The organism is Bacillus sp. FSL L8-0167, assembly GCF_038630295.1.
In the GTDB taxonomy this organism is placed as follows: domain Bacteria; phylum Bacillota; class Bacilli; order Bacillales; family Bacillaceae; genus Bacillus; species Bacillus safensis.
Genome location: NZ_CP152027.1, coordinates 1386338 through 1397913, shown reverse-complemented (window position 1 = coordinate 1397913; position 11576 = coordinate 1386338). Strand labels below are relative to the sequence as shown.

The 11576-nt window shown below is 42.6% G+C and carries 16 protein-coding genes; 2 read left to right on the top strand and 14 right to left on the bottom strand.

From position 1 onward, the window contains the following. Positions 1-4: 4 nt before the first annotated feature. Positions 5-784, bottom strand: a complete 780-nt coding sequence (locus tag MHB66_RS07135; RefSeq protein ID WP_041117300.1) for a patatin-like phospholipase family protein — start codon at positions 782-784, stop codon at positions 5-7. Positions 785-940: 156 nt separating this feature from the next. Here MHB66_RS07135 and ylbJ point away from each other — a divergent pair, with 156 nt between their 5' ends. Next, positions 941-2149, top strand: coding sequence for a sporulation integral membrane protein YlbJ (gene ylbJ, locus MHB66_RS07130; RefSeq protein WP_046310846.1), 1209 nt, complete (start codon positions 941-943; stop codon positions 2147-2149). A gap of 13 nt (positions 2150-2162) precedes the next feature. Here ylbJ and coaD read toward each other — a convergent pair whose 3' ends face one another. The 9 genes from coaD to MHB66_RS07085 all read right to left on the bottom strand — a co-directional run bounded on the left by coaD (position 2163) and on the right by MHB66_RS07085 (position 7221). Continuing rightward, the gene (coaD, locus tag MHB66_RS07125; protein WP_024426917.1) at positions 2163-2645 is read right to left on the bottom strand and encodes a pantetheine-phosphate adenylyltransferase; all 483 of its coding nucleotides are present in this window, start codon (positions 2643-2645) and stop codon (positions 2163-2165) included. 1 nt (position 2646) lies between these two features. Continuing rightward, a complete protein-coding gene (gene rsmD, locus MHB66_RS07120) occupies positions 2647-3234 on the bottom strand; it encodes a 16S rRNA (guanine(966)-N(2))-methyltransferase RsmD (protein ID WP_254967935.1) in 588 nt (195 codons plus the stop codon). A 280-nt stretch (positions 3235-3514) separates the two neighbouring features. Further along, the gene (locus tag MHB66_RS07115) at positions 3515-3787 is read right to left on the bottom strand and encodes a YlbG family protein (RefSeq protein ID WP_024424276.1); all 273 of its coding nucleotides are present in this window, start codon (positions 3785-3787) and stop codon (positions 3515-3517) included. Positions 3788-3852: 65 nt separating this feature from the next. Then, the gene (locus tag MHB66_RS07110) at positions 3853-4302 is read right to left on the bottom strand and encodes a YlbF family regulator (protein ID WP_007499807.1); all 450 of its coding nucleotides are present in this window, start codon (positions 4300-4302) and stop codon (positions 3853-3855) included. Positions 4303-4359: 57 nt separating this feature from the next. Beyond that, positions 4360-4767: a hypothetical protein gene (locus MHB66_RS07105; protein ID WP_024426915.1), complete on the bottom strand. Its 408-nt coding sequence runs from the start codon at positions 4765-4767 to the stop codon at positions 4360-4362. A 73-nt stretch (positions 4768-4840) separates the two neighbouring features. Beyond that, on the bottom strand, positions 4841-5089 hold the full coding sequence (locus tag MHB66_RS07100) for a YlbE-like family protein (protein WP_024424278.1): 249 nt from the start codon (positions 5087-5089) through the stop codon (positions 4841-4843). Positions 5090-5108: 19 nt separating this feature from the next. Beyond that, on the bottom strand, positions 5109-5522 hold the full coding sequence (locus MHB66_RS07095) for a YlbD family protein (protein WP_024426914.1): 414 nt from the start codon (positions 5520-5522) through the stop codon (positions 5109-5111). Between the two features lie 110 nt (positions 5523-5632). Continuing rightward, positions 5633-6676 (bottom strand): CAP domain-containing protein, encoded by a 1044-nt coding sequence (locus MHB66_RS07090; RefSeq protein WP_024426913.1) that lies wholly within the window; start codon positions 6674-6676, stop codon positions 5633-5635. Positions 6677-6798: 122 nt separating this feature from the next. Continuing rightward, positions 6799-7221, bottom strand: coding sequence for a CBS domain-containing protein (locus tag MHB66_RS07085; protein ID WP_029707658.1), 423 nt, complete (start codon positions 7219-7221; stop codon positions 6799-6801). Between the two features lie 161 nt (positions 7222-7382). Here MHB66_RS07085 and MHB66_RS07080 point away from each other — a divergent pair, with 161 nt between their 5' ends. Then, positions 7383-7748 (top strand): YugN family protein, encoded by a 366-nt coding sequence (locus MHB66_RS07080; RefSeq protein WP_024426911.1) that lies wholly within the window; start codon positions 7383-7385, stop codon positions 7746-7748. 70 nt (positions 7749-7818) lie between these two features. Here MHB66_RS07080 and ctaG read toward each other — a convergent pair whose 3' ends face one another. The 4 genes from ctaG to ctaD are packed head-to-tail and all read right to left on the bottom strand — an operon-like array spanning position 7819 to position 11551. Beyond that, entirely contained in the window at positions 7819-8697 is an 879-nt protein-coding gene (ctaG, locus tag MHB66_RS07075) for a cytochrome c oxidase assembly factor CtaG (protein WP_034281665.1), read from the bottom strand. 30 nt (positions 8698-8727) lie between these two features. Continuing rightward, a complete protein-coding gene (gene ctaF, locus MHB66_RS07070) occupies positions 8728-9057 on the bottom strand; it encodes a cytochrome c oxidase subunit IVB (RefSeq protein WP_024426910.1) in 330 nt (109 codons plus the stop codon). A 2-nt stretch (positions 9058-9059) separates the two neighbouring features. Beyond that, a complete protein-coding gene (gene ctaE / locus MHB66_RS07065) occupies positions 9060-9683 on the bottom strand; it encodes a cytochrome c oxidase subunit III (protein ID WP_087977219.1) in 624 nt (207 codons plus the stop codon). Next, positions 9680-11551, bottom strand: a complete 1872-nt coding sequence (gene ctaD / locus MHB66_RS07060) for a cytochrome c oxidase subunit I (RefSeq protein ID WP_034281664.1) — start codon at positions 11549-11551, stop codon at positions 9680-9682. Before ctaD ends, ctaE begins: the two co-directional genes overlap by 4 nt. Positions 11552-11576: the final 25 nt, after the last annotated feature.

Sequence of the window (11576 nt, the reverse complement as noted above, 5' to 3'; positions counted from 1 at the left end):
TCGATTAACACTCCCATTTATCAATGACATCTTTCAGTTTACCTGCTAGTTGATCTGCGGCGAGCTCACCAGCTTCAATCATCTCCTGAACCTGGGTGAACGAACTAGAGCTAAATGTTTCAAGCCTCGGCCGGATCATGAGATCTGCATGAATGGTTTGATGACGGACCAATTCATTTTGAAGGATGTCCAAACTTTGCATAATCACATCCGATAATCTCGTCGCCTTTTCTGTTTTTTTCACCCTTGATACATCAGAGGCGATAATAAGGTCTGCGCCCATTTCTTTTAAAACAGACACAGGAATGCGGTCAACAACCGCTCCATCCACTAGCTGTCTGCCGCCCATTTCGTGAGGAACAAACACGCCTGGAATGCTGATGCTTGCTCTGACTGCTTGTGAGACAGATCCTTCTTTAAACACAACCTTCTCCCCTGTTTCGAGGTCACAGGCAACCACCGCAAGGGGCATTCTTAATTCTTCGAATGTTTTCCCATATGTAAACGTGTGAATCAGCTGCAAAATTCGATTTCCTTTTAAAAGACCGATTTTTGGCAGTGTATAGTCAGCATAATACTTTCTTCTGAAGACAAGTGCAAGTTTTTTCATTTTTTCTACGTCTTGTCCTGCCGCATAAAAGCTCCCAACAAGTGCGCCAATACTGCTTCCAGCAATCATATCTACCTGTATTCCTTGCTTCTCAAGACTAGACAATACCCCGATATGCGCCATTCCCCTCGCACCCCCGGAGCCTAGTGCAAGCCCGATGATCGGTCGCTTCATGAAAATCCACCCTCCTCTTTCTATGCATATATACGAATCTATAGGTCTAAACATGCCCCTACTGCTCGTATAGTAATAGAAGACAGGCTCGGCTAGTTTCTTTTTCTAATATCACGAGCTCGCCAATAGATCATAACGGCAAGGGGCGAAATCTCCATGAAAAAATGGAACACTCTGTTCATCGCTGCTTTTTTTATTTTTTTAACAGCCACTGTGATTACACATCCACAAGCCTCTTTGCAAGCGTCGAAAAATGGACTTGCAATGTGGTGGGAGGTTGTATTTCCATCATTGCTTCCTTTTTTTATTTTGTCCGAGCTATTAATTAGTTTCGGGATTGTCAGATTTGTCGGGGTATTATTAGAGCCATTTATGCGCCCCATCTTCCGGGTGCCGGGTGTAGGCGGATTTGTACTGGCTATGGGAATGGCTTCAGGGTTTCCTTCTGGTGCGAAATTAACGACAAGACTGAGGCAGGAAAGGCAGCTGACGCGGATCGAAGCAGAGCGTCTCGTTTCCTTTACAAATTCATCAAATCCATTGTTTATTTTCGGTGCGGTGGCTGTTGGTTTTTTTCATCACCCAGCTTTAGGCATTGTACTCGCCAGCGCTCATTATTTAGGGAATCTCGCTGTTGGTGTGACGATGCGCGCGTATAAAGCGCGGCATGATGCACACCTAAGAAGCCGCAAGAAGTTTTTATTCCCGCCGTTTAAAGAGGCATTCAATGCTCTTCATACAGCAAGACTCGCAGAGAAAAGACCGCTCGGCCAAATTTTAAGTGATGCAGTCATGTCATCAGTCCAAACACTCTTTATGATTGGCGGCTTTATTATCTTATTTTCTGTGTTTAGCAAAATGCTGTCAGTTGTCCATGTGACAGACCTTTTATCCATCGGGCTCGGATATATGCTGCAAACGATGCATCTTCCGCCAGAATTAGACCTTGCCATGATTGCCGGTTTATTTGAAATCACATTAGGAAGCCAGATGACGGGGTCACAGGAAGTCACCCTTCTCGCTAAAACCATTGTCGTCAGCTTTATTTTAGGATTCAGCGGGTTTTCTGTTCAAGCCCAAGTCGCCGGCATTTTGGCGGCAACCGATATCCGCTTTAAACCGTTTTTCTTCGCCCGTTTGCTTCACGGAATTTATGCAGCTGTTTTTGCCTTTTTATTATTCAAGCCTCTTTATGTCTCTCGATCAGACATGGCTCTCCCAGCGGGTGCCTTTGATGCAGGCCAGCAGGTCGTCATGTTCAGCAGCGTGGTTTGGAATCAGCTTGTGACAGCTGGTCCTTTGATCACACTTTGCAGCTTGATTGTGTATATCGCACTGTACTATTGGAAATTAAAAAATGGATGAGTGCTGGGTGCACTCATCCATTAAATTTTTCCTTCAGCGCTGCTTCTACCTCTTTTGGTACAAGATCTTTGACTGCCCCATGATATTTCGCTACTTCTTTGACAATACTGGAGCTTAAGAAGGAATACTGATTGTTGGTCATCATAAAAAACGTTTCAATTTCATCGTCTAACACTTTGTTCATTGAGGTGCCTTGCATCTCATACTCAAAGTCCGTCACAGCCCTTAATCCGCGTAAAATGACTTTGGCTTCTTTTTGCTTTGCATAATCAACAAGCAGGCCGTGAAACGATTCAACTTTGATATTTGGCAGCTCCTTCGTCGCTTGGCGAATAAGCTCACACCGTTCTTCAACAGTAAATAACGGTTTTTTAGATGAGTTATTTAATACACATACATACACTTCATCAAAAATCTTTGCACCTCTTTTGATGATATCCAAATGCCCCAATGTAACTGGATCGAAGCTGCCCGGACAAACGGCTATGTTCCCCATGCTAATTTCCCCGCTTTCTATAAATCGTAATACCAGTCAATCCGTACAGTTCCTGTCTTGTGATGTGAAGCTGTCCTGCTTCTTCTGGCAGCTTCACGTCTTTATCATGCTCACACACGATCACGCCGTCATCTGTTAACAAGGCGTGCTCGTCAATCATTTCAAGAAGTGCTTTTAGCTGTTGATCTTTATAGGGCGGATCAAGGAAAATGGCTTGAAAGGATTCCTCTCGTTTCACAACAGCTGCAAGTGCACGCTTTGCTTCATTTCGAAACACTTCACTTTGATCCATTAGCGACAATTGATTCAGGTTTCCTTTAATCGTCTGAATCGCCTTTATATCTCGATCAACAAATATGCAATGATCGAATCCTCTAGAAAGCGCTTCAATCCCTAAACCACCGCTTCCTGCAAATAAATCAAGAGCCCATCCGCCATCAAAATACGGGCCGATCATATTAAATATTGATTCTTTTACTTTATCTGTCGTCGGTCTTGTTGATTGACCTGGTACCGCTTTAAGTGTGCGGCCTTTTCTCGTTCCAGAGATGACTCTCATTTTTCCACCACTTTTTCTGCTTGCTTCTATTCGTCATTGTTTATGACAAAAAATTCAACATTATCTTACCACATCACTCCTCAAGGAACAATGCGCGGATATTCATTCATTTTCTATGTATAGATCAAGAAATCCGGGGTCATACTACTTATAACAGCATCTGATGTGGTGCTGTTGCCAACCGCGGAGAAGACTTACGTTTCCCCATAAGTTCTTCCTCCGGTTTCTCCTCTCCCTTTGCCTTCTCCTTAATGAATCATTAAGAATAGAAGGACCCCGCGGGTGATGCCGCGGGGATTTTTTTGTGTCTTTAAAAGCCCACCTTATAATCATACTCTTTTGCTTTATCCAATTTGGATTCGTACTCTAATTTAATAAAAGGTTTATATGAAGGCTCAACACGTTTCACAAATGGTAACGAGCTGAGTTTAGCCATATGGCGCTCAAGATCATCCATATCACAATAGATCACGGCATATTTCATTTTCCTTGAAATATAGTGAACATTCCCAAATTTTCTTAGCGCTTTTGACTGCTTTAACGAATGCAGCCAGACAACCATCCCTTGACGTTTGGTTTCCATCTTTTCACCTGCCGCTTTTCAATTCTTTTCATTCATTATGTAAAAGACGAGACATTCAAGTCTCGTCAAGATACTTTACAGCCGCAGCTGCCACCTGATCCACAGCCGCCGCCGCATGATGATAGACCATCAAAATATGGGTTCCCTGTTGGAACTTTAATATATGCTGATACAGCTTGACCGATTTCAATACTAATCTCATCTAAGATGGATTGAATCGCTGTTTCTGCTTTTTTGAAATCAACCACTGTATCGTGAAGATCTAGCTTTCTTTTGACCTCACGCATTTCCTTTGAGATCGTTCTATAGTCCGGATGATACTTGCCGAACCGCTGCACATCCTCATACTGCTCTTTTACTTTTGTAAAATGGGCAATAATTTGTTGGGCTTCTTCGTCTTGCTGGAGACGCTTAAAGCAGTTGCGGTAATGTTCAGCCTCCTCCGACTGAAGAATCATGGCAGCCAATTGATTTGCTTCCTCTTGGAGCTCCACAGATTCGATTGTCGCATACATAAATGTTGCACCTCCAATTCATAGTTTACCACGAAACCTATGGATCAGAAAATGCTTTTACGTGACAAATACATCCCATGTTTCTCTTTTTTGTTTATATTCTGGATGACGGGAATTCAGCACAACGGTCATTTTATGCTTTCCTTTTGAAAGATGCTTGACCACAAATGCCGCGGTATACTCATTCCCTGCACGTTTCCCGTCTACATACACTGTAAAATATCCCGCCTTCTCGTTCTTTTTCAGACGCTCTGGCTGAAGATGAAAATCTTGAAGTGTACTTTCTATATAGACAGACGACCCTTGCACTTTGTATTTCAAAAAGCCTTGCTGCTTCATTTCGCTTTGGGCCTGCTGCATGACTGGTACTGCTGGGTCTTGCTTAATCACTTGCTCTTCTCCATGTTGACTTTGACACCCGGTGACAAGAAAAAGCAATGCGCCTATTGACAGCATCCATTTCATCATCTGATTCTCCTTTCATCTACTTTTATAGGATGCTCAGGAAATAGACATCTTAATCAACTCAAAAAAAGCCTCAGCCGGCTCCATTTTGATTGCGCATTGCTTGGAACATTTGAATCATCATTTCAGCCATTTGGACGCTATTGCTCAACTGACTCACACGATGAGGAATGGTTTTTTCGTAAAAGTTCATTTTATCTAATTCAAAGGACGTTAGATTTTCAGGATGCCGCGTCAGCTGTCTGTACCAGATAGGACGCTGCCTTATGAATTTGATTCGCTCCTCTTCGGCCATGACAAATTCCTGTACTTCTTTTCGCACCAGAAGCATCCCCTTTCACTTAATCTTTCCTGAAGGAGAATGGGTGCTGACTGCCTCCAGATGAACCTTTCTTTGAACCATTGGATGAAAATTGGCCGAGTAAGCTTTGTAAAGAGGAAATAGACTGGCTCATTTTGTTAATCTGTTCATTCATTTGATCAGCGTCCATTTTTTTCACAGCAGAAACCATTTTAGACATAAAATCTGCTTTTCCTGTTTCACTTGGCTTAGAGGCTTTTTCTTCTTTCGCATCTTCAGATTTCGATTGCCGGTAAGGTGACCACATCTCATCTTCCTCACCAAACATGACCCAATTCTCGTATACACTTTGCCAGCTTTTTTCTTGCGATTGCACTTCTTGAATTAACTTCGGATGGCGTCTGACGAATTGTTTAAATTCATCAATGGATGTTTGTTTTTGCTTGTTTGTCATATCCTCACCCCCCATACAAATGCCTACTATACTATATACATCAGCATCTGTTTTGGTGAGCCTCTTTTTAACCATCAAAAAAGCAGCTGCGACCATGCAGCTGCTTTCGTTTAAGATGTTTTCTTGATGAAATTTTGGGTGTAATATTTTTCTTTTACTCCTACGCCAAGATGCGTGTAATCTTTATTTAATAACGCCTTCCTGTGACCTTCACTATTGAGCCAGCCCTCTACCGCTGCGGGTCCATCGACATAGTTATAAGCAATGTTTTCACCTGCGAGCTGAAAGCCCACCTCGCCTCTTTCTAACCGGTCTTTCAGCGTACCGTATTTTTTAGATTCATGGGAGAAATAATGATTCTCTTTCATGTCCTCACTATGCATGAAGGCCACTTCAGAGGTTTCATCATCCCACTTTAAGATCGGCAGGTTGTACTTATGGCGGATAATATTGGTCATATCAAAAATTTGTTTTTGACTGGAAGCTTCGATATCTTTCCACTTTTCGCCTGATATCGCCTCAGGTTCTATCAATTGACCTCGATAGACCACCTCATACGGCTTTTGTTTCACAAATGTATCTGCGTTAAAGGCCCTGATACTTGAAAGGGTGCTTTCAAACTTATCCATGTAAAGCTGAACATACACATCATCTCCGACTTTCACAGTGGGTCTTGTATTCATATCATCTTCTGAGAATTCAAAGCGGTATGAATTTTGTTCATCCTCTACATGAATGTAAGGTGCAATTTGTGTTTTCTTAAATACTTCACTTGTGGCTTGACCGATTTTAAACGGTTCTACATTCAGTCCGTCTCCTGTTGCAAACAAGGTCACCACTTTACTATCCTTTACCCCTACTTGAATATAGTGCTTCTTCGATTGGTTGTAAATCCACCAGTCATAATCATATGCGGAAGGATCAATGCGATCTGGTTCTCCCAGCTGTTTAAGCACTTCGTTTGAAGATTTCCCCATAAAGGACATGAGTCCCTTTTTTGGGATGTTGATCGGCTTATCGCTAGATGTTTCTTCATTAGACACCTTCGGTTCATTGCTGTTTTCTTTTTCTGGTGAAGATCCATATTGAATAAACAGAACATATGTTCCAGATATAATCAGGAGGATGAGGAGTGTTTTGAGCACAGTTTTCAAATAAACACCTCCGTTAAATTGGCAAGGTACAAAAAGTACCTTCTACTGTCATTTAAACAAAACTTGCTCCATTTATCAACGACAATACAACCTATTTAACACGAATTTAAAATATGCCCCTCTTAATGAAGAAATCCTTGTCCATGATCTTGATCCTGTTGAGAGATTTCTGTCAGTGCCTCTCCCGCGCGATCATTTGATAAATCTTCGACTGATAAATCTCCTAGAGCGACAATCCCTGTTAATGCGCCGTTTTTTACAACAGGAATGCGGCGGAGCTGATGCTCTGACATGAGCCGGACAATTTCTTCAAGTGTTGCATCTTCTTCAGCTGTTAGTACTTCCTTTGTCATCAGCGAGCCCACTTCCTGTGAGTTTGGCTTTTTTTCTGCAATGCCTCTAAGCACAAGGTCACGGTCTGTCACTATCCCAACGAGCTGATCTCCGTCAACCACTGGAATGGCACCGATATCAGCATCTCTCATTTTGACTGCTGCTTCATACGTATTGTCATCTTGCTGACATGTCACTACTTTTTTTGTCATAATATCTTTGATTTTTTTCGTTTTCACGTTGATTCCTCCATCCGTTATTTTCTTTATTACTGTAACCAGCTTATAAAAGAACATACCTTTCACAGTTGAAAGTTTAACGCTTTCATACTATGATTGTCAGTAAAGGGAAATTTTATAAGGAGGGGTTTTGGGTGAAGTTTGAAGGTACGGGGATTGAAGAGGTATCAGCTGACTTAAATAAATTAGATTTCATTATGGAAAGCGAAGGATTTGTACGAGCCGATCAATGGGATTATGAGCGTGTGACGTACGACAGAAAGTACAGCATGGTAGAGGGAACCTTTTATTTACGGATTTCCGGCTACGCTACTGAAGGAGATGTCGGTGCCAAAAAGGCACACATTCAGCTTCTAACACCATTACTTGGAAAACACTATTATCCACATGGCGTTGAATACGGCGAAGGCGAAGAATTCCCTAAGTCTCTCATCCAATCGAGCAAAAAAACACTTGCACAGCTGAAGGAAAAACTAGAAGCCATGACGGCTGAAGCATAAAACAAAGAGCTAAAATGATTTAGCCCTTTTCCTCATACGATGAAAGCACAGCCAGATGGCTGTGCTTTTTTTATTCATATTTCGGAATAAGCGCATCTGGTACGGCATCTTTCGCTCTTTCTTTTCTTGCCCAGTCAAAGAAGACAACAGCAAGAATAGAGCCGTACACAATCTCCTGAATAATTTTCATTAAAATGGCACCTAGCTGCTGGTCCTCTAGCAGCGGCAATGTGTGGAACATATCAGGGCCAGTGAGAGCAAGGCCTGCAAGCATATCACTTGGCACACATAAATGCAGTGCTTGTATCCATGCGCCTGCATCTGAATAGGTTGCATAGATCGGTGCCTCACTAAACATGATGAGTGCACAGGCCGGAGTCATCAATATCCCGTCTGCCATGATATATCCAAGCTTCAAAATGCCTGTGATCTGCGGCTGACTTTGGACTTTATGGACAAGCGGCCACCACATGAAAAAGGCAGCGATAAAAATAACCACCGTCATCAATGCGTGGTAAAACGGATCTGTTTTCACAAAATCAAACACAAGCGGAATGTGATACAGCGAAAACAATCCGTTAAATCCAAGCAGTGCAATTAAAGGTTTGGAAAACAAACGGAAAACAGCTTGAATACCTGGTGTTTGAATGATCCGCTCCCATATGGCTGGAGGCAATCCTGTAATAAGGAGAGGCGGGATGACTAGGTACAGCACCGCCATTTGCGCCATATGTGCACTAAACATAATATGCCCCATTAAATCAATTGGGCTCCCTTTCACAGCATATAACAGAACAAGCCCCGTCAGAAATAACGTTTTCTCTTTCACCGTCGCACGGTGCTTTCCCTTTGTCACAAGAAGCAGATAAAGAGCAGCTGCTATCACAATACAAGTCAAATAATAAGGGCTCCATAATGCCCGAAATCCGAATATTTCTAAGTTCTCCATTGCTGCGCCTCCTTCAAGGGCAAAGCGGGTTTACCACCATATAATGGTCAAAAAGGCTAATACGGTAATAAACGCAACAAACACACCTGAGTATAGAAACAAGGCGGGTGTTTCATGCCCTTTTTGGTTCATGTGCATAAAATAATAAAGCTGAAAAGCTACCTGAATGCCTGCAAGCAGTAAAATAAATGGTACTGCGAACCAATTTCCAACGTCTTCTGAGGCGATCGTTAAAAACGCAACAAATGTTAATCCAATCATCAAGCCGAAGGAAATGAGCTGATGCTTCATTTCCTCGGCATTTTTCTTTTTACGATATACAAGATCGACTTTGGACTGATTTGTGTTTTTATTTCCCATTCTTATCCCACCATTCCCATTAAATATACAACGGTAAAGATGAAGACCCACACAACATCAATGAAGTGCCAATAGAGACTTGCCACATAATATTTCGGCGCATTGTATAAATCAAGTCCGCGTCTCATATTTCGAATCATAAGAGCGGTAATCCAGCAAAGTCCGAAGGCAACGTGAGCTCCGTGAGTTCCTACAAGTGTATAGAAGGAAGAACCAAGAGCTGAGCTGGTAATCGTAAACTCATACGCATGCACATAGTGATAAAACTCATAAATCTCAACCCCTAAAAATCCAGCACCTAAAAGGACCGTGATACCAAGCCAAAGCTGCATCTTTTTAAAGGCAAAGTTTTTCATATGATACATGGCATACACACTCGTTAAACTACTCGTTAATAGAAGCATTGTGGCAATAAAGACAAGTGTGAGGTCAAACATATCAGTTGTTTTTGCTCCGCCTGCATTTGAGTTTTTCAGCGCCAAATAAGTGGCGAAAAGCGATGCAAACAGAACGGTTTCTCCTCCAAGAAACAGCCAGAACCCGACAAACTTATTCTTCCCTTCTAACGTGGCCTTCTCAGGAGAAGCCGGAAAGGTTTCCGCCGTCATTTTTTGTGGTTCCATTATGCTTTCACCCCTTTATCATCGTCGTCAGTCAAATCTTCTTTGTGAATATGGTATCCATGATCATCTTTCAGAGACCTAACCAGCATGGTCGCAAACGTAATGCCAAGACCAATGAAGATCACCGGAAGCCCCCAGCTGTGCTCTTGACGATACATGAAACCAAACGCTGACACAAATAGACCGAATGAGATAATGACAGGCAAGATGGAGTTATTCGGCATGTGAATATCATCGAGCGGTTCAGATGCTGTCATTCCTTTTTTACCATCCATTTTTTCAATCCATAATGGATCTAGTCCTCTAACAAGCGGAAGCTGTTTAAAGTTGTATTCTGGCGGAGGCGAAGACACTGCCCATTCAAGTGTTCTTCCATCTCCCCAAGGATCGCTCGATACACGCTCCCCTTTGGCTGTTGTCCAGATGATATTAATCAGCATGATCACAACAGCTACAAACATAAACAGTGCCCCAATCGTACTGATCAAGTTCCCAAGCTCGAGACCCTGACCTGGCAGGAATGTAAAGACCCGGCGCGGCATGCCCCATAGACCGAGAAAATGCTGGATAAAGAAAGTTAAATGGAAACCGATGAAAAACAGCACAAAGCCAATTTTTCCAAGCTTCTCATTCAGTATTTTTCCAAACATCTTCGGCCACCAGTAATGCACACCTGCTAGAATACCGAATACAACCCCGCCGATAATGACGTAATGAAAATGCGCCACAACAAAATACGTATCATGGAACTGATAATCCGCTGCAGCTGCCGCAAGCATGACCCCAGTTACCCCGCCAAGTAAGAACGACGGAATAAAGGCAACAGAATAAAGCATCGGCGTTGTAAACTTCACATTACCGCCCCATATCGTGAGCAGCCAGTTGAATACTTTAATTCCTGTTGGCACCGCAATTGCCATTGTCGCTACAGCAAAGATCGCATTGGCGATAGGTCCAAGCCCCGTAGTGAACATGTGATGCGCCCATACCATGAATCCAAGGAAACCAATCAATACAGTAGCGAACACCATGGACGAGTAACCAAACAATCTTTTTCTTGCAAACACCGGAATGATCTCAGAGAAGATCCCGAATGCCGGCAGGATCAAGATATATACTTCCGGGTGTCCGAAAATCCAGAACAAATGCTCCCAAATGATTGTATTTCCTCCAAGCTCTGGATTGAAAAAGCTCGTATCAAACATTCTATCAAGCATCAGCATCGCAAGCCCTGCTGTCAGCGGCGGGAATGCGAATAAAATAAGTGCAGAGGCGACAAATGTCGTCCAAGTAAAGAGCGGCATTCTCATATACGTCATGCCAGGCGCTCTCATATTAATAATCGTTGCAAGAAAGTTAATCCCGGCAATCAGCGTACCAATACCCGCAATCTGCAAACCTAAAATATAGAAATCCATTCCATGCCCTTCTGAATTCAGCGTGAGCGAAGCGTATGCAGTCCAGCCAGCATCAGGTGCTCCGCCCATAAACCATCCAAGGTTTAAGAAAATTCCTCCGAAAAAGAATAACCAAAAACCAAGTGAATTCACAAACGGAAATGCTACGTCACGTGCACCAATTTGAATTGGTACAACCGCATTCATTAATGCAAATAAAAGCGGCATAGCTGCAAGGAAAATCATTGTCGTTCCATGCATCGTCATGATTTCATTGTAAACCCCTGCACTGACAAAATCACTTTCAGGGATGGCTAGCTGAATACGGATAAACATCGCTTCTATCCCGCCAACCAAAAAGAAAAATCCCCCTGCCACTAAATATAATATGGCAATTTTTTTGTGGTCAACCGTTGTCAAGTAATCCCATAAGACAGCGCCAAACCCCCGCTTTTTAGCTATTGTACTCACCATGAAATCCCCCTCTTATCTCCCATTT

Coding starts and splice junctions, on each gene's coding strand:
- ctaD (WP_034281664.1), bottom strand. CDS start 11,551: ATGGTGAGTACAATAGCTAAAAAGCGGGGGTTTGGCGCTGTCTTATGG.
- MHB66_RS07115 (WP_024424276.1), bottom strand. CDS start 3,787: ATGGAAACCAAACGTCAAGGGATGGTTGTCTGGCTGCATTCGTTAAAG.
- ctaG (WP_034281665.1), bottom strand. CDS start 8,697: ATGGAGAACTTAGAAATATTCGGATTTCGGGCATTATGGAGCCCTTAT.
- coaD (WP_024426917.1), bottom strand. CDS start 2,645: ATGGGGAACATAGCCGTTTGTCCGGGCAGCTTCGATCCAGTTACATTG.
- MHB66_RS07135 (WP_041117300.1), bottom strand. CDS start 784: ATGAAGCGACCGATCATCGGGCTTGCACTAGGCTCCGGGGGTGCGAGG.
- ylbJ (WP_046310846.1), top strand. CDS start 941: ATGAAAAAATGGAACACTCTGTTCATCGCTGCTTTTTTTATTTTTTTA.
- MHB66_RS07085 (WP_029707658.1), bottom strand. CDS start 7,221: ATGACAAAAAAAGTAGTGACATGTCAGCAAGATGACAATACGTATGAA.
- MHB66_RS07110 (WP_007499807.1), bottom strand. CDS start 4,302: ATGTATGCGACAATCGAATCTGTGGAGCTCCAAGAGGAAGCAAATCAA.
- MHB66_RS07095 (WP_024426914.1), bottom strand. CDS start 5,522: ATGACAAACAAGCAAAAACAAACATCCATTGATGAATTTAAACAATTC.
- ctaF (WP_024426910.1), bottom strand. CDS start 9,057: ATGGGAAATAAAAACACAAATCAGTCCAAAGTCGATCTTGTATATCGT.
- MHB66_RS07105 (WP_024426915.1), bottom strand. CDS start 4,767: ATGAAATGGATGCTGTCAATAGGCGCATTGCTTTTTCTTGTCACCGGG.